The organism is Rhizobium sp. ZK1, from assembly GCF_047782645.1.
GTDB lineage: Bacteria > Pseudomonadota > Alphaproteobacteria > Rhizobiales > Rhizobiaceae > Rhizobium.
In genome coordinates, this window is sequence record NZ_CP180586.1 from 3,815,925 (window position 1) to 3,832,341 (window position 16,417).

14 protein-coding genes are annotated in these 16,417 nt (G+C 60.6%); 2 read left to right on the forward strand and 12 right to left on the reverse strand.

Annotation, left to right across the window (positions count from 1 at the left end; genetic code table 11):
- Positions 1 to 31 precede the first annotated feature (31 nt).
- Genes ACK9YZ_RS19340 through ACK9YZ_RS19350 form a run of 3 tightly spaced genes read right to left on the reverse strand, consistent with a single transcriptional unit; the run spans position 32 to position 4,421 of the window.
- Positions 32 to 2,248, reverse strand: coding sequence for a primosomal protein N' (locus tag ACK9YZ_RS19340; protein WP_416064856.1), 2,217 nt, complete (start codon positions 2,246 to 2,248; stop codon positions 32 to 34).
- A 54-nt stretch (positions 2,249 to 2,302) separates the two neighbouring features.
- Positions 2,303 to 3,451 carry an AAA family ATPase gene (locus ACK9YZ_RS19345; protein WP_416064857.1) on the reverse strand — a complete coding sequence of 383 codons (1,149 nt, stop codon included), beginning with the start codon at positions 3,449 to 3,451 and terminating at the stop codon, positions 2,303 to 2,305.
- Positions 3,452 to 3,476: 25 nt separating this feature from the next.
- Complete coding sequence (locus ACK9YZ_RS19350; RefSeq protein ID WP_416064858.1) at positions 3,477 to 4,421, reverse strand: GNAT family N-acetyltransferase; 945 nt, start codon at positions 4,419 to 4,421, stop codon at positions 3,477 to 3,479.
- Positions 4,422 to 4,564: 143 nt separating this feature from the next.
- Between ACK9YZ_RS19350 and ACK9YZ_RS19355 the strand changes: the two genes are divergently transcribed.
- A complete protein-coding gene (locus ACK9YZ_RS19355; protein WP_416064859.1) occupies positions 4,565 to 5,500 on the forward strand; it encodes a tyrosine recombinase XerC in 936 nt (311 codons plus the stop codon).
- Positions 5,501 to 5,587: 87 nt separating this feature from the next.
- Positions 5,588 to 6,664, forward strand: a complete 1,077-nt coding sequence (locus ACK9YZ_RS19360; protein ID WP_416064860.1) for a TraB/GumN family protein — start codon at positions 5,588 to 5,590, stop codon at positions 6,662 to 6,664.
- A gap of 8 nt (positions 6,665 to 6,672) precedes the next feature.
- Here ACK9YZ_RS19360 and ACK9YZ_RS19365 read toward each other — a convergent pair whose 3' ends face one another.
- From ACK9YZ_RS19365 to sucD, 9 genes are all read right to left on the reverse strand, one after another.
- Complete coding sequence (locus ACK9YZ_RS19365; RefSeq protein WP_416064861.1) at positions 6,673 to 7,173, reverse strand: cytochrome b; 501 nt, start codon at positions 7,171 to 7,173, stop codon at positions 6,673 to 6,675.
- Positions 7,174 to 7,275: 102 nt separating this feature from the next.
- Positions 7,276 to 8,679 (reverse strand): dihydrolipoyl dehydrogenase, encoded by a 1,404-nt coding sequence (gene lpdA, locus ACK9YZ_RS19370; RefSeq protein WP_416064862.1) that lies wholly within the window; start codon positions 8,677 to 8,679, stop codon positions 7,276 to 7,278.
- 24 nt (positions 8,680 to 8,703) lie between these two features.
- Complete coding sequence (locus tag ACK9YZ_RS19375) at positions 8,704 to 9,456, reverse strand: SDR family oxidoreductase (protein ID WP_216756167.1); 753 nt, start codon at positions 9,454 to 9,456, stop codon at positions 8,704 to 8,706.
- A complete protein-coding gene (locus tag ACK9YZ_RS19380; RefSeq protein ID WP_216756168.1) occupies positions 9,453 to 9,980 on the reverse strand; it encodes a hypothetical protein in 528 nt (175 codons plus the stop codon). The genes ACK9YZ_RS19375 and ACK9YZ_RS19380 overlap by 4 nt, the downstream gene beginning before the upstream one ends.
- Positions 9,980 to 10,720: a DUF4241 domain-containing protein gene (locus ACK9YZ_RS19385; protein ID WP_216756169.1), complete on the reverse strand. Its 741-nt coding sequence runs from the start codon at positions 10,718 to 10,720 to the stop codon at positions 9,980 to 9,982. Before ACK9YZ_RS19385 ends, ACK9YZ_RS19380 begins: the two co-directional genes overlap by 1 nt.
- Before the next feature lie 15 nt (positions 10,721 to 10,735).
- Positions 10,736 to 11,983 carry a 2-oxoglutarate dehydrogenase complex dihydrolipoyllysine-residue succinyltransferase gene (gene odhB, locus ACK9YZ_RS19390; protein WP_416064863.1) on the reverse strand — a complete coding sequence of 416 codons (1,248 nt, stop codon included), beginning with the start codon at positions 11,981 to 11,983 and terminating at the stop codon, positions 10,736 to 10,738.
- A 31-nt stretch (positions 11,984 to 12,014) separates the two neighbouring features.
- Positions 12,015 to 12,332 carry a YciI family protein gene (locus ACK9YZ_RS19395; protein ID WP_416064864.1) on the reverse strand — a complete coding sequence of 106 codons (318 nt, stop codon included), beginning with the start codon at positions 12,330 to 12,332 and terminating at the stop codon, positions 12,015 to 12,017.
- Between the two features lie 17 nt (positions 12,333 to 12,349).
- Positions 12,350 to 15,334 carry a 2-oxoglutarate dehydrogenase E1 component gene (locus ACK9YZ_RS19400; protein WP_216756172.1) on the reverse strand — a complete coding sequence of 995 codons (2,985 nt, stop codon included), beginning with the start codon at positions 15,332 to 15,334 and terminating at the stop codon, positions 12,350 to 12,352.
- A gap of 168 nt (positions 15,335 to 15,502) precedes the next feature.
- Positions 15,503 to 16,405, reverse strand: a complete 903-nt coding sequence (sucD, locus tag ACK9YZ_RS19405) for a succinate--CoA ligase subunit alpha (protein WP_216756173.1) — start codon at positions 16,403 to 16,405, stop codon at positions 15,503 to 15,505.
- Positions 16,406 to 16,417 lie beyond the last annotated feature (12 nt).

Consider the following 16,417-nt stretch of genomic DNA (forward strand, 5'->3'; position numbering starts at 1 on the left):
ACCGCATCCGGAAATGTCGGACAGAAATGATCTACAGGAAGCTCTGCGGATCGATGTCGAGCTGCACCTGAACAGAGCCGCGCTCTTTCGGCGATTGCGACAGCATCGCCCGCAGATAGGCCTGCATGTCGGAATTCCGGCGTCCATGCACCAAAAGACGAAAACGATGGCGGCCGCGCACCAGCGCTAAGGGCGCCTCCGCCGGACCGAGAACGGAAATGCCTGAAACCTGGGGTGCAGCGTTGCGCATGCCGCGCGCATGGTTCTCCGCATCATGCCGCGTATCGGCCGAAACGATGATGGAGGCGAGCCTGCCGAAGGGCGGAAGGATCGCGCGCTCCCGCTCGCTGATTTCGCGCTCGTAAAAGGCCCGCGCATCGCCTGACACGATCGCCTGCATGACCGGATGCTGCGGCTGATAGGTCTGCAGCAGCCCATGACTCTTGAGGCCGGTTCGACCGGCACGACCCGTGACCTGCGAAAGAAGCTGGAAGGTCCGCTCCGCCGCACGCGGATCACCATTCGCGAGCCCAAGATCCGAGTCGACGATGCCGACAAGCGTCATCAGCGGAAAATTGTGCCCCTTGGCCACGAGCTGCGTACCGATGACGATATCCACCTCGCCCTTGGCGATGGCATCGAGCTCCAGCCGCAGCCGCTTCACCCCGCCCATGATGTCGGAAGAGAGCACGATCGTACGCGCATCCGGAAAATGCCGCTCCACCTCTTCGGCGATACGCTCCACGCCCGGCCCGCAGGCGACGAGGTGGTCGAGCGTTCCGCATTCCGGGCAGGCCTCTGGCGTCGGCTCGGTATGACCGCATTGATGGCATTGCAGCTGGCGGCGGAAGCGATGCTCCACCAGCCAGCTCGAACATTGCGGGCATTGGAAACGATGGCCGCAGACACGGCAGAGCGTCAGCGGCGCATAACCGCGACGATTGAGGAAGAGCAGCGCCTGCTCCCCCTTTTCCACCGTCTTACCGATCGCCCGGATCAACACGGGTGACAGGAAACCGCCGCGCTCAGGGGCGTGGCGTCGTAAGTCAACGAGATGCAGATCAGGCAGTGCCGCGTCGCCGAAACGTGTCGGCAGATGGATCGTGCTGTAGCGTCCACTCTGGCCATTGACCTGGCTCTCCACCGAAGGTGTCGCCGAAACGAGTACGACAGGAAAATCGCCAATCCGAGCCCGCACAACAGCCATATCGCGTGCATTGTAATAAACGCGGTCCTCCTGCTTGTAGGCAGGATCATGCTCTTCATCGACGATGATGAGACCGAGATCTTCATACGGCAGGAACAGCGCCGAGCGCGCGCCGGCGACGACCCGCACCTCACCCGTTACCGCCTGCCGCCAGACCTTTTCGCGCATACGCGGCGCAAGATCGGAATGCCACTCGGCAGGTTTCGCGCCGAACCGGTCCTGGAAGCGTTCGAGGAAGCTTGCGGTAAGAGCGATCTCCGGCAGCAGGATCAGTACCTGTTTGCCGCGCCTCAGCGTCTCTGCGATTGCCTCGAAATAGACTTCCGTCTTGCCGGAACCGGTCACGCCGTCGATCAGCGAGACGGCAAATTCGCCCTTGCGCACTTCGTCTAGAATTTCCTCGGCGGCCTCCTTCTGCGGACCCTCGAGGCGGGAGCCGATGAAGTCCGGATCGGGCCTAGCAACGACAGGCGGCGGTGGCAGGAAGATGGTCTCGAAAATGCCCTGTGCGATCAGCCCGTCAACGACGCTGGTGGAGACACCCGCGGCATGGGCAAGACCGATCCGGGTCCACGAGAGCCCGTCCGAGATCGCATCGAGCACGCGCGCGCGCGCCGGCGTCATCCGCTCCGGCTCGCCACCGACGAAACGTAATCCCTCCACCATCGGCTCCGGCTCGAAGGCATTCGGCGCCCTCAGCGCCATCCGCGCCACCAGTCCTGGCGGAGAAAGCGTATAGGTCGCCACCCAGTCGATGAAATCCCGCATCTCCTTGTTGAGCGGCGGGCAATCGAAGACGTGGGTGATGGGCCTGAGCTTCTTAGGGTCGACACCATCCTCACCGCCATCCCAGACGACACCAATCACCTGGCGCGGTCCAAGCGGCACCTGCACGACCGAGCCGGGCTCGACCGCCATGCCTTCCGGCACAGAGTAGGAATAGGGTTTTGGCGCCGGCATCGGCACCAGCACCGGAACCGTACGGTTTACGGGCGGGGCCTCGAAAAGCGCGCCAAAAAGATCGGACGAATCTGTACTCATTGCGGCAGACCATGCCCGCAACGGCCGTAAAATGAAACCCGCCGACAATGAGCGTTATTCGTCATCGTCGTCTTCACCGGCAATCGTTCCCGTCAGCCGCATGCCTTCGATCCAGGTGGCGCCATTCTCGCGGATAACCTTTCGCGGACGAACGCCACATCGTTCGCGCACGGCCTCGGCCAGTTGCGCCGAATGGGTAACGATCCAGATCTGGCTGTTCTTTGACGCTGCCGCGATCATATCGGCAAGCGGCAGCAGCATGTCGGAATGCAGGCTCGCCTCCGGCTCGTTCAAAGCTATGAGCGCCGGCAGCCGGTAAGAGAGCAACGCGGCGGCAAGACCGAGGAAGCGGATCTGTCCGTCAGACAGCTCACGCGGATGAAAGACGCGGTACGGGAAATCCGGAAGCATCAAACCGAACTCCGCCGTCTCACCCGGTTCCGGCACGATGAGCCTTGCGCCCCCGAGCGCCGATGCGAGAATACGATCAAGCTCCACCGTATCCTGCCGCGTGTGCGCAAGCGTCGCAAAGACGGCGGCGAGATTGGCACCATCCTCGTCCAGCATGGGACTGGTGACGGCAAGGCAGGGATGACGAAGCGGCGAGGCCCTGTCCGTGCGAAAACCGTGGAAGAAACGCCAGTTGTTGACGATACGGCGGAAGGTGGCAACTTCCGGAAAATGGCCGGCATCGCCGAGTAGAGCGATTGCTGTTTCCGATGTCAGCGCTTCATCCGGATAGTCTTGCATCCGCCCCGCAGCATCGCGAACAGAGATGCCAGGGCCGACCCGTTTCATCATGACCACCGGACGGCGGCCGGTTTCGACGGAAAGCTCCTCGGTCTTGATCTGCGGTTCCAGTGCAAAGCCCGCAGCCGCCTTTGGCGGGCGCAGCCCGGCCTCGACATGATATCGGAATGTGACGGCCCGCTCTTCGTCGACGATCTCGACTTCCAGGCGAATGCGTGCCGGTCCGTCGGACTTGGGTCGCATGCCGGACCAAAGAGCCGATAGCATGCCGCCTTCAGCGGCAAGCTCATAGGCCAGCCGCCCGCGAACCGCCGCCTGCACAAGTTGCAGGGCACGATAGAGATTGGACTTGCCGGCACCGTTTTCTCCAAGAAACAGCGTCGTATCCGCAAGATCCATGCGGATCGAGCGCAGTGATCGGTAATTCTTGGCAAACATGGAGCGAAGATGCATGCCTCCGCTTTAGCGCAAAGCAACGCTAAAAAGAATGGGCAGCAACCAACTCCGGCAACAGTTGCCGGGACACGGGCACGAAGCGTGAATCCCCATCAGCCGCCATGTCGCAGACCGTGTGCTTTTCCAGCGCTTTCGTCACGTCGTTCAGATCGCCGTCGAGCTGTTCGGCGGGAATGAGATTGCCGATGACGAAATCGAAGCGGTCGCCCTTCTTGTTCAGAAGTTCATAGAATACCGTCATGTCGCGCAATTCCGTCGACCATTTGGCAAACCAGTAGAAAAGCCCGGAATTGCGCGCCGTCATGTGAACGGGCAGGATCGGCAGGCCGTATTTACGGGCAAGGCCGACGGCAGAAGTTTTCCATGGCCGCTCGTTCAGCTGTCCGTTCGCCCAGTAGGCGATACGGCCTGAGGGGAAAAGCACAGTGGCCTTGCCCTCTTTCACCGCATGGTTGGTGAGCTGCAGTGTCTCGCGCGCTTTGAGCTTGCTCTTGAATTCCTCGCGCCATTCGACCGGTATGATCATTTCCGCAAAGCGCGGATTGACGCGTACCGCATCACGGTTGGCGAAAAACATCATATCCGGGCGGCAGGTCTTCAGGAGATCGAACACGGCCACACCGTCGGCAATGCCGGTCGGATGATTGCTGACGAGGATGAAACCGCCTGATGCCGGGATGCGCTCGGCGTTGGTGACGTTGATGTCGAGCTTCAGCAGGTTGCTCATATATTCGAAAGACTGGAAGCCCGGCATGTTGGCAACGTCGTTGGCGAATTCGATCGCCTTGTTGTAGCGCAGCAGCGTGTAGAGAAACGGCCGCATGACAGGCCAAAGCGGATGGCGGACGATCTTCTGGCCGCGCTCGGCGATCAACGTATCGACGATATGGCCGGGCTTTCCGTGTGAAACCAGGGCGATCGCTTCCGCGAGCTGTCCAAAGGCCGTCATGGAATCGCGCCGTGCCATGAAAATTCCTGTTTTACGGGAGCTATAAGCTATCTCAATGAATTATGATCGATACATGACAAGGGCTTGGCAAGCATTAGCAATTCCATAACGCCACTGTTTCAGAATTGGCGTCATCGAAAGCAAATTCAAGAGTTAAAGCCGTGAATGAACTCCTGATCGTTGCCGATCCGCACCTGATGACGGAACGAGGAGCTTGGCTTGAAAACCTCGCCCTGGAGCGCCGCCTCTCCGAGCATACGCTCGATGCCTATGAGCGCGACACACGCCAGTTCCTGATCTTCATGACCGGTCACCTCGGCGGTCCGACGACATTGCGCGATATCGAGGCGCTGCGCCCGGCAGACTTCCGCGCCTTTCTGGCCGCCCGGCGCAAGGAGGGCTCCGGCGCCCGCTCGGTAGCTCGCAATCTCGCCGGCATTCGCTCCTTTCTGCGTCACCTTGAAAAGAAGGGCCTCGTGAATGCGGCGGGCGCCGGCGCCGTGCGCTCCCCGAAACAACCGAAATCGCTTCCGAAGCCGCTCTCCGACCGCCAGGCCATCACCGTTGTCGGCAGCGATGCCCAGCTCCATGACGAGCCCTGGATCGCTGCACGTGATGCTGCCGTCATGACCCTGCTCTATGGTTGCGGCCTGCGCATTTCCGAAGCGCTCGACCTGACACCCACCGATCTCAGGCCCGAAGCCACCACGCTGCGCATCACTGGCAAGGGCAACAAGACCCGCCTGGTGCCGCTGCTGCCCATCGTCTTCGAAGCCGTCGAGAAATACCGGCAGCTCTGCCCCTTTCATTTGGAGGACGGCGAACCGCTCTTTCGCGGCGCCCGCGGCGGCAAACTGCAGCCTGCCATCATCCAGCGCACCATGCAGAAGCTGCGCAGTGCCTTCGGCCTGCCGGAAACGGCAACCCCGCATGCGCTTCGCCATTCCTTCGCCACCCATCTGCTGGCCGGCGGCGGCGACCTGCGCACCATCCAGGAACTGCTCGGTCATGCGAGCCTCTCGACCACGCAGGTCTATACCGGCGTTGATGCATCAAGGCTCCTGGAAGTGTATGATAAGGCGCATCCGCGTGCGTAATCCTTCGTTAACGCTGTCTCTTAAAGGAATATGCGCAAGCCCGGCGTAGAGCATGAGGCTCGAAGCACAAGTGACCGGATTACCAGCATGACGATCTTCATCGGCCACCGGACTTTCCATATCGCGCAGCCCGGCAATATCCTGCTCTGGCTGATCGCAGCCTTCCACATGCTGCTGGCCGCCGCATTGCTCGCCGTTGTCTTTTCCGTCACGCCGGCCGACGCCGCGGAAGACAGCTGCACCGGAAAGAACCTTCTCACCGAACTGCAGCAGAACGACCCTGCCCGTTACGCTGAAGCCGTGAAGGAAGCGGATGCAACGCCAAACGGCAAAGGCATTTTCTGGAAGATCGAAAAACCGGGTCTCAAGGCCTCCTGGCTGCTTGGCACCATGCACGTCACCGACCCGCGCGTCCTGAACCTGCCGCCCCGCACCCAGACTGCTCATGACGGCGCCGATACGATCGTCATCGAGTCCGACGAAATTCTCGATGAGAAGAAGGCGACCGCAGCGTTGCTGATGAAGCCGGATCTGATGATGTTCACGGACGGCACCACAATCGACAAGCTTCTTTCGCCTGGCGACTACAGCCGCCTCGAAACCGGGCTGAAGCAGCGCGGTATCCCCCTCTCCGCCGTTTCCCGCATGCGCCCCTGGATGATCGCGAGCGCCGTTGCACTTCCTGCCTGCGAGATCGCCCGCAAGGCAAAGGGCGTACAGTTCCTCGACCAGAAGATCGCAGCGGATGCGGCCGCCGAAGGCAAACAGGTCAAGGGTCTTGAGACCCTGGCGGAACAGCTGCAGGCCATGGCCGAGTTGCCGGTCGAGTTTCATCTGAAGTCGCTGATCGAGACCCTCGAACTTGGCGGCAAGATGAACGACGTTGTCGAGACCATGACCGACATCTATCTCTCCGGCGATATCGGCATGACCATGCCGATGCTGAAGACCGTTACACCCGAAGGCAGCGATGAGGATAGTGACTACGCCGCCTTCGAGCAGCGCGTCATTCTTGACCGCAACAAGGTGATGGCTGAACGCGCCGCACCCATTCTCGCCAACGGCAATGTCTTCATGGCCGTCGGCGCCCTGCACCTTCCGGGCAAGGAAGGCGTCATCGAACTGTTGCGCCAGCAGGGTTTTACCGTCACAGCCGTTAACTGATCCTTGATCTAGCCGACCGTCATTCGCCGCAAAACATCGGTCTTCCAGTAAAACTGATGAACCAGAGCGCCGAGCACATGCGCGACAACGACGACCCAGAGAATGAGCTTCAGAACGTCGGCATGCAGCGATCCCAATGCCTCCGCACCAAGATAGTAGACCGCGATGCCTGACACCGGCAGGGCGAGCAGCAGCAGATAAAGGCTTGCATGTGCGAGCCGTGCGGCGAGCCGAAAGATTGCCGGCTCGTCTGCGGATTCAGGCGGCACGCCCTGCACGAAGCGCAGACAGAGCCTGACGACCGTCACAAGCAGGATGGCAATGCCGACATAGGCGTGGATATTGGCCGAAGCGATTTGTTCCGGCGAGGGTGTCCCGCCACGGCGGACAAGCCGATACCAGGCATTCATGCCATCGGGCAAAAGAAGATTGTAGAGGACCAGGAGCACGGTCGCCCAGTGAAGGAAACGTTGGGAGAGGCTGTAGCTGACAACGACGCGATCATTCATTTTATTGTCTTTCGTCAAATAGTTAGCAGATCTTGCCTAACAAATAAGAATGCCGCCGGCCCGAAAGCAAGCGGCATCATGAATGATTGCTGATATTTAATCTTACATATGGATCGGCTTGAAGAATGCGGCGAGCGCTGCTTCCTTCACGGCCTCCGACATGGTCGGATGCGCGTGGCAGGTGCGGCCGAGGTCTTCAGCGGAACCACCGAACTCCATCAGCACGGCGATCTCGTGGATCATCTCGCCGGCGCCGAAGCCGACAATGTGGCCGCCGAGCACGCGATCGGTTTCCTTGTCAGACAGGATCTTGACGAAACCGTCCGTCGCCAGCATGGCGCGAGCACGACCGTTGGCCGAGAACGGGAACTTGCCAACCTTGTAGGCGACGCCTGCAGCCTTCAACTCTTCTTCGGTCTTGCCGACGGAAGCGACTTCGGGCTGTGTGTAGACGACGCTCGGAATCACGTCGTAATTCACATGGCCGTGCTGGCCAGCGAGGATTTCGGCAAGCGCGACGCCTTCGTCTTCTGCCTTATGCGCCAGCATCGGACCCTTCACGACGTCGCCGATTGCATAGATGCCTTCGACATTGGTCTTGAAGTGGCCGTCGATTTCGACGCGGCCGCGATTGTCGAGCTTGACGCCTGCTTCTTCGAGACCGAGGCCGGCCGTGTACGGAATACGGCCGGTGGAGATGAGAACGACATCAGCTTCAAGCGTCTGGGCAGCGCCGCCGGCGACCGGCTCAAAGGTCACCTTGGCGCCCTTGCCACCCTTTTCAACCCCCGTCACCTTGGAGCTCAGGTTGATATCGATGCCCTGCTTGCCAAGCATACGCTGGAACTGCTTGGAAACATCGGCATCCATCGGACCGAGGATCTTGTCGAGAAATTCGATGACAGTGACCTTTGCGCCGAGACGCGACCAGACCGAGCCGAGCTCGAGGCCAATGACGCCACCGCCGACGACGATCATCGTTTCCGGTACCTTTTCCAGCGCGATGGCGCCGGTGGAGGATACGACGATCTTCTCATCGATATCGACGTTCACACCCGGGATGCCGGCGACGTCGGAACCCGTGGCGATGACGATGTTCTTGCCTTCGATTTCCTGAACCGTGCCGTCTTCGGCGGTCACTGAGACCTTGCCGGCGGAGACGATCTTGCCGGTGCCGTGGAAGGCGTCAATCTTGTTCTTCTTGAACAGGAAGGCAACGCCGTCGACGTTGGACTTTACCGTCGCATCCTTGTGCGCCAGCATCTTTTCGAGATTGAGCTTCGGAGCGGCGACTTCGATGCCCAACTCTTCCATATGATGCGTCGCATGGAACATCTCGGAAGCATGCAGCAGCGCCTTGGAAGGGATGCAGCCGACATTCAGGCAGGTACCGCCATAGGTGGCGCGCTTCTCGACGACCGCGACCTTGAGGCCAAGCTGCGCAGCCTTGATTGCCGCGACATAGCCGCCAGGGCCGGTTCCGATAACAATCACATCATAGAACATTGCTTTTTCCCTTTACGTTATTGACTAGCGCCCGCCGCTCACATTGAGGATCGCGCCTGTTATGTAGGATGCCGAGGGCGAAAGCAGATAGACGATCGCATCGGCCACCTCTTCCGCTTGTCCGGCTCGCTTCATCGGGATCGATGAAGCCATTTCTTTCGGCCTGTCCGGCTGCCCGCCGGAGGCATGAATATCCGTTTCGATGATGCCGGGACGTATGGCATTGACCCTGACGCCCTCAGCCGCGACTTCCTTGGAAAGCCCGATCGTGAACGTATCGATGGCGGCCTTGGACGCGGCATAATCAACATACTGCGCCGGCCCGCCGATCACTGCGGCCATGGACGAGATATTGACGATCGCGCCACCTCGGCCGCCATGCCTGGTGGACATGCGACGCACCGCCTGACCGGCACAGAGCATCGAACCCGTTACATTGATCCGCATCATGCGTTCGAGACGCTCGGCAGACATTTCATCGACGCGCGCGATGTAGTCGACGATACCGGCATTGTTCACCAGCCCGTCCAGCCGCCCGAAATACTTGTCGACCGCCTCGAACATCGAGACAATATCGGCGGCACTGCCGACATCGCCCTTGACGGCGATCGCCTGACCACCGGCCTTCTCGATCTCAGAAACGACAGCATTCGCCGCCGTCTCGTTCGAGGCATAGTTCACCGCAACACGCCAGCCATGGCGAGCAGCAACCAGACAGGCAGCCGCGCCAATGCCACGGCTGCCGCCGGTAACCAGTAGAACGGGACTGTCGGTCATTGCGCGCACCCCTTGAAATCGAGAACATCCCATGGCGCGATCTTTGCCTTGCCGTCACCCCAGGCCGAAGACTGGCGGATGGCGGGACCGAGACCGGGAAAGACGATCCTGTCTGCTGCCGGGCTATCACCAGACTGCAGATTGTCGAGCCCGCCTTCCTTCGCGCGATATACAAAACCCTGCCAGACCATGCAGGCATCGAGATCGGCGCCGGTAACATCACCGTCAGGGCAGTTGAACATCACCATGCCCATAGTCCGCTGCGGATCGTCGGAGGACATGATATAGCCGTCCATCACGACAGGGGTCTTCAGCGCACTGAGCTTGAACTGATGGGTCGAGGTCATGGCCTCGGAGGTAATCGGCGAAAAGCGCAGCTCATAGGCACCGTCGCGATCTCCATAGATCGCCTTGGCCTGCTTGCATTCGGCAGCGAGGGCGGAAATCGGAGCACAGGACAGTGCGGCGATGACGATCGCTGCCAGACCCTTCCGCTTCGTCGTCATATGCCCCGCTCCATTCATTACAAGCTCGGCTTTCTGCGCCCGTCGGCGTTTTCGATGACTTGGAAATCCGTCAGCAGCACCAGCGGATGCTCGTCCTTGTCCAGACCCCAGAACACCGGATAGAAGCCGTCGCCCCATCCGCTCCAGAAGATCGCCACATTGCCCTTCTTGCCGGCCACCGGCCGGTGCAACGCATAGACACCCTTGTTGGCATCGAGTTCGGAAGCGACCACGTCGTCGTAATAATTCACATCGGAACCCGGCTTTTGCGCCTGAACCAACTGTTCACGTTGCCCGATCAAATCAAGTGTATCTGCGTCCATATAGCTGCCGAGGCCGGCATCGACGGGATAACCGAAGATCTCGTCGTCCTTCAGGGTGCCGACATCCTGGCCCGGAATGGTCGCAAGCTCCCAGTGATCGGGCTTGCCCTCGGCAAAGCGCATGCTTGCCGCCGCAACCCGACCGAAAGCCTCATAGAGCCGCACCGGATATTCGCCGACAGGAACCGTTTTTGCCAATGCCGGCCGATCCGGCTGCGCCAGCGGATCGGCGGCTACGATGCGGCCCGAGGTGAGCTCGACATTGCCCATATCAACGGTCTTGATGGAGCGTGCGGAAAGCTCCGCATCGCCTGATGACACGAGGTCGAAATTACTGCTCGCCTTGTTCGCATCGAAGGCGAGAGCCAAGACCGGCATGAGGGCAACCGTGGCGCAGAACACTGCGCCCGCCACTCGCATGATCCGGTCTCGCATGGCAGATCGCTCCGCTCAGAGGTCCAGAACCAGACGTTCCGGATCTTCCAGGCTTTCCTTGACGCGCACGAGGAAGGTCACGGCTTCCTTGCCGTCGACGATACGGTGGTCGTAGGAGAGTGCCAGATACATCATCGGGCGGATGACAACCTGACCGCCGATGGCGACAGGACGCTCCTGGATCTTGTGCATGCCGAGAATGCCCGACTGCGGTGCGTTGAGGATCGGCGAGGACATCAACGAGCCGTAGACACCACCATTGGTGATGGTGAAGGTGCCGCCCTGCATCTCTGCCATGGAGAGCGAGCCGTCACGGGCTGCCTTGGCGAGGCGGCCGAGTTCCTTCTCGATTTCCGCGATCGACATCTGGTCAGCATCACGGATGACCGGAACGACAAGCCCCTTGTCGGTGCCGACAGCCATGCCGACGTGGCAATAGTTTTTATAGATGATGTCGGTGCCGTCGATTTCAGCGTTGACGGCCGGCAGTTCCTTGAGCGCGTGCGTGACCGCCTTGGTGAAGAAGCCCATGAAGCCGAGCTTCACGCCATGCTTCTTCTCGAAGACATCCTTGTACTTGTTGCGCAGGTCCATGACGGCCTTCATGTCCACCTCGTTATAGGTGGTCAGCATGGCAGCCGTGTTCTGCGCATCCTTGAGACGCTTGGCGATCGTCTGGCGCAGGCGCGTCATCTTCACGCGCTCTTCGCGGCCGGCATCCTCGACCGTCGACGGACCACGCGGAGCTGCAGGGGCTGCCGATGCTGAGGCCGGAGCCGCCGCAGCCTTGGCGACGGCTGCGATGACATCGCCCTTCAGGACCTGGCCGCGTTTGCCAGAACCATCGACCTGATCGGCCGAGAGGTTGTTTTCTGCGAGCATCTTTGCCGCAGCCGGAGCCGGCGGCATGGATGATACGGAGGCGGCCGAAGCGGCAGCGGCAGCAACCGGAGCAACTGGTGTCGGAGCGGGTGCAGCAGGCGCTGCGGCCGGGGCAGCGGCAGCCGGAGCCGCGGCGGCGCCTGCGCCTGCCGCGATCTGGCCGAGAAGCGCGCCGAGGCCAACGGTCTCGCCAGCCTGCGCAACGATTTCCGAAAGCGTGCCGGAAGCCGGAGCCGGAACTTCGATGGTCACCTTGTCGGTTTCAAGCTCGAGAATGGGCTCGTCGGCCTTCACGGCATCGCCGACCTTCTTGAACCAGGTGCCGACGGTTGCCTCGCTGACGGATTCACCGAGTGTTGGAACGCGGATTTCTGTGGCCATTGTTCAAATCCTGATTGTGCTTGTTATCGTGTTAGATAGCGGTCCCAGCCTGCGGCCGGAGAATGATTGAGGGCATTGGCGAGACATCGAAACGAAAACCGAAGCCGGACGTGATGATCGGGTCGGCATCGGCAAGCGCCTTGGCTGCCGCCTGATCCGCAACCTCGACGATGGCGATGCCGAAAGCCCCTCCAGCCTCGAAAACGGGACCGACGGCAATCGCCGATCCTGCAAGGGCTTTCTGGTGCCAATACTCGGCATGGCGCTTCATCGCCGCCATTTCCTCCCCGGTCCCGTCATGCGGGAATGTGAGGCGCGGTGGCACAAGTCTCATGAAGAAATATGCCATCGCGCTTCCCCTTTTTGTTAGCCGCCCAGCGCATCCTCGAGGAATGCGGCTAGCTGCGACAGATGCTTGGACATCAGGCCCGTTGCCGGCGAAGCGGCGGCCGGACGACCCGTGTAACGAACGCGTTGGTACTTCGCATCAATATGGGCAAGCACCCATTCCAGATACGGGTCGATGAACGACCATGCACCCATGTTCTTCGGCTCTTCCTGGCACCAGACCATCTCGGCGTTGCGGAAGCGGGACAGCTCGTTGATGAGCGCCTTGGCCGGGAACGGGTAAAGCTGTTCGATACGCAGCAGATAGATATCGTCGATACCGCGCTTCTCGCGCTCTTCCAGGAGGTCGTAGTAGACCTTGCCGGTGCAGATGACGACGCGACGGATCTTGGCGTCCTTCTGCAGCTTGATCGGGCCGTCCTTGATGACTTCGGCATCGTCCCAAAGGAGACGGTGGAAGGAAGATTCACCGGCCAGTTCGGCAAGCGTCGATACGGCGCGCTTGTGGCGCAGCAGCGACTTCGGCGTCATCAGAATCAGCGGCTTGCGGAAGTCGCGCTTCAGCTGGCGGCGCAAGATGTGGAAGTAGTTCGCCGGCGTCGTGACGTTGGCGACCTGCATATTGTCTTCCGCGCAAAGCTGGAGGAAGCGCTCCAGACGGGCGGACGAGTGTTCCGGACCTTGGCCTTCATAACCGTGCGGCAGCAGGCAGACGAGACCCGACATGCGCAGCCACTTGCGTTCGCCCGACGAGATGAACTGATCGAAGACGACCTGCGCGCCGTTTGCGAAGTCCCCGAACTGGGCTTCCCAGAGCGTCAGAGCATTCGGACGAGCCAGCGAGTAGCCATATTCGAAGCCGAGAACGGCTTCTTCCGAAAGCATCGAGTTGATGACTTCGTAACGGGCCTGCGTCTGCGACAGGTTCGCGAGCGGGATGTAGCGCTCTTCAGTTTCCTGATCGTAGAGAACCGAGTGGCGCTGCGAGAAGGTACCGCGTTCGCAATCCTGACCGGACAAACGAATCTTGTGACCTTCGACGACAAGCGCACCGAAAGCAAGCGCCTCCGCCATGGCCCAGTCGAGGCCTTCGCCACTCTGGATCATGTTGGCGCGGTTTTCCATGAAGCGCTGGATCGTGCGGTGCGCATTGAAGCCTTCAGGAATTTCCGACAGCTTGCGGCCGATATCCTTGAGCGTCTTCATAGGCACGGCGGTCTTGCCGCGGCGCTGTTCGTCGGCATTGTCAGCCGTGCGCAGACCGGACCATTCGCCGTCCAGCCAGTCGGCCTTGTTCGGCTTGTAGTGCTGACCGGCTTCGAACTCCTGCTCGAGATGAGCGCGCCAGTCGGCCTTCATCTTTTCGACTTCGCCGTCGGTGAGCAGGCCTTCGCGAACGAGACGGTCCGCATAGAGCTGCAGGACCGTCTTGTGACCACGGATGACCTTGTACATCTTCGGCTGTGTGAAGGACGGCTCATCGCCTTCATTGTGGCCGTAGCGACGATAGCAGAACATGTCGAGCACGACCGGCTTATGGAACTTCATGCGGAATTCGGTCGCAACCTTGGCCGCATAGACGACGGCTTCCGGATCGTCACCGTTAACGTGCAGGATCGGCGCTTCGATCATCTTGGCGACGTCGGACGGATAAGGCGACGAGCGCGAGAAGGCCGGGTTGGTGGTGAAGCCGATCTGGTTGTTGATGATGACGTGCATCGTGCCGGCGACGCGATGGCCGCGTAGACCCGACAAGCCAAGGATTTCGGCAATGACGCCCTGGCCGGCGAAAGCTGCGTCGCCGTGGATCAGAAGCGGTAGAACCTTGGAACGTTCGGACAGCGGGATGATGTCACCGTCCCAGACGGTCGCGCTCATGTCCTGCTTGGCGCGAGCCTTGCCCATGACCACGGGATCGACGATTTCGAGGTGCGACGGGTTTGCCGTCAGCGAGACATGCACCTTGTTGCCGTCGAATTCGCGGTCGGAGGAAGCACCCAGATGGTACTTCACGTCGCCGGAGCCTTCGACTTCATCAGGCGCGTAAGAACCGCCCTTGAACTCGTGGAAGATGGCGCGGTGCGGCTTGCCCATGACCTGGGAAAGTACGTTCAGGCGGCCGCGATGGGCCATGCCGAAAACGGCTTCCTTGAGGCCGAGATGACCGCCGCGCTTCAGGATCTGCTCGAGCGCCGGGATCAGCGATTCACCGCCGTCGAGGCCGAAGCGCTTGGTGCCCTTGAACTTGACGTCGAGGAACTGTTCGTAACCTTCGGCTTCGACCAGCTTGGCGAGGATCGCCTTTTTGCCTTCGGCGGAGAAGGCAACACCCTTGTCAGGACCTTCAATGCGTTCCTGGATCCATGCCTTTTCTTCCGGATTGGAGATGTGCATGAATTCGACGCCGAGGGTCGAGCAATAGGTACGCTCGAGGATTTCGATCATCTCGCGGAGGGTCGCATATTCGAGACCGAGCACATTATCGATGAAGATCTTGCGATCGTAGTCGGCAGCCGTGAAGCCGTAATTTTCGGGCGAAAGCTCGTGATAGTCATCCACCGGAGCGGCGATGCCGAGCGGATCGAGCTTGGCGTGCAGATGGCCGCGCATGCGATAGGCACGGATCATCATGATGGCGCGAACGGAATCACGCGTCGCTTGCAGCACGTCGGCGGCGCCCGCCGGCTGACCGGCGGCTTCGGCCTTTGCCTTCACCTTGGTCTCGATGACCTTTTCGACGATGCCCCAGTCGCCATCGAGCGCTGAGACGAGATCGCCGCTTGCCTGCAGCGGCCAGTTCTTTTTGCGCCAGGATGCGCCCTTGGCCGCCTTCTTCACATCGGCAGGATCGTCTTCCAGCGCCTTGAAGAAGGACCGCCACTGATCGTCGACCGAGTTGGGATCATCTTCATAACGGGCGTAGAGCTGCTCGATATAGGCAGCATTGGCGCCATCCAGAAACGAGGTGATCTGAAATTGCTCGTTGGCTTCTTGCCGTGCCATGGTGATATGCGGACGCTTCCGTCCGCCTCCTGACTTAGATGAATTTGCCGGCTTCATCGCCGGCTGCCGCATTCCGATTGCCGCCTGTCCGCGGCGCATCCATATTCCACAAATGGAGAGCCGGACGGAAGTTGGGATGCCTTCTTCCGTCCGGGTATATAAGTTGGTTTAGCCCTTGAGGACTTCAACCAGCGTCTTGCCGAGGCGAGCCGGAGACGGCGACACCTTGATGCCTGCCGATTCCATCGCCGCGATCTTCGATTCCGCATCACCCTTGCCGCCGGAAACCACAGCACCGGCATGGCCCATGGTGCGGCCCTTCGGCGCGGTACGGCCGGCGATGAAGCCGGCCATCGGCTTCCTGCGGCCCTTCTTGGCCTCGTCCTTGAGGAACTGGGCCGCGTCTTCTTCAGCCGAGCCGCCGATTTCGCCGATCATGATGATCGAGGTCGTGGCATCGTCAGCGAGGAACATTTCCAGCACGTCGATGAACTCGGTACCCTTGACCGGGTCGCCGCCGATGCCGACAGCCGTCGTCTGGCCGAGGCCTTCGTTGGAGGTCTGGAAGACTGCTTCGTAGGTCAGCGTCCCCGAACGGGAAACGATACCGACCGAACCCTTGCGGAAGATCGAACCCGGCATGATGCCGATTTTGCATTCTTCCGGCGTCAGGATGCCTGGGCAGTTCGGGCCGAGCAGGCGCGACTTGGAGCGGTCGAGGCGAGCCTTGACGCGAACCATGTCCATGACCGGGATGCCTTCGGTGATGCAGGTGATAAACGGGATCTCGGCGTCGATCGCCTCGATGATCGCATCGGCTGCACCTGCCGGCGGAACGTAGATGACGGTCGCGTCAGCGCCGGTCTTTTCCTTGCCTTCGGCAACGGTTGCGAAGATCGGCAGGCTTTCGCCCTTGGAGCCGGTCCAGGTTTCGCCGCCCTTCTTCGGGTGAATACCACCGACCATCTGCGTGCCGTAATAAGCAAGCGCCTGTTCGGTGTGGAATGTACCGGTCTTGCCGGTCAGACCCTGAACAAGGATCTTGGTGTCTTTGTTGACGAGAATAGACATTCTTTCAGATCC